The 995-nt window shown below is 59.7% G+C and carries 3 protein-coding genes; all 3 read left to right on the forward strand.

Annotation, left to right across the window (positions count from 1 at the left end; translation table 11 throughout):
• Positions 1 to 163 precede the first annotated feature (163 nt).
• Complete coding sequence (locus IEV82_RS23450; RefSeq protein ID WP_188484497.1) at positions 164 to 478, forward strand: helix-turn-helix transcriptional regulator; 315 nt, start codon at positions 164 to 166, stop codon at positions 476 to 478.
• 5 nt (positions 479 to 483) lie between these two features.
• Positions 484 to 744, forward strand: a complete 261-nt coding sequence (locus IEV82_RS23455; protein ID WP_188484498.1) for a hypothetical protein — start codon at positions 484 to 486, stop codon at positions 742 to 744.
• Between the two features lie 18 nt (positions 745 to 762).
• Positions 763 to 995 (forward strand): hypothetical protein (locus IEV82_RS23460; protein ID WP_188484499.1); only part of this gene is annotated, 233 nt, incomplete at its 3' end.

The following is a 995-nucleotide window of genomic DNA, read 5'->3' on the forward strand; positions in this document are numbered from 1 at the left end:
ACCTGAAGCAGCCCCGATTTCTCGGGGCTTTTTCATTGTCCGATGTCACAAGAAAAATCCAGCTTGAACATATGAAAAGAAGCCTAACCGATTGAAAATGTTCGTATGTCCCGGTGCTTTGGCGCTGCTGGATTTACCGAAACGCAATTCAACGGAGACCAGCATGGCCCTCAGGCATCTGAACCAGATCGATCTTGCCGATCGCTGGAACATCTCGCACCGCACGCTCGAACGGTGGCGTTGGACCGGTGAGGGTCCGTGTTTTGTCAAGCTCGGCGGGCGTGTCGTCTACCGGCTCGAGGATATCGAGGCTTTCGAGTGTGAGCAGGTTCGATCGAGCACTTCCAAAAACCCCGTTGTGAAATCGACCGAGAAGGTGCGGGTCATGAACCGGCCTGACCCGATGTCCCGATCCCTGCGGCGCGGTGGCTTTTCCCATTCTGACGCTACCGCGCGCCCAACTCGAATTGAAAGGTGACCCGCATGATCCGCAAAACCGACCTCTTGTCCGCAGACCTCACGCGCATCCCCGGCCTCTACCGCCGCTGGGAGCTGCCGCAAATCCTGAAGAACCAGCGTGCATACCGCATCGAGAATGCCGGGTCCCACCAGGATGGGACGCCTCTCGTGGCGGTCTATGCCGACGCGGATACGGGCCAGCCGGACGACTTGGACAATGCCTCAAACGGGACCGTCGAAGCGGCAGCGATCCACGCTGGGACGATCTGGCAGCGGCCTGAGTAGAGGGAGCAGGAGGAGATCATGTTCATGACAACCACACCCTTCATCACCGTTCGCGCCCGCCGACCGCTTTCAGAGATCGAGTTCTGCGCCTGGGTGGCGCAAGCCGTTCCCGGCGACCGGCTGGAATACCATCGCGGCTTTCTGGTGCTCGACATCTTCCCCGTGTTTTCAAAGCTGTCGGATGCGGCACGCTCCGAGTTGAGCAGGCTTGGATCGCGGGCCTTCTGGACCGCCGAACAGGGCCTCGTGCA

Source organism: Marivita lacus, from assembly GCF_014637725.1.
In the GTDB taxonomy this organism is placed as follows: Bacteria; Pseudomonadota; Alphaproteobacteria; order Rhodobacterales; family Rhodobacteraceae; genus Marivita; species Marivita lacus.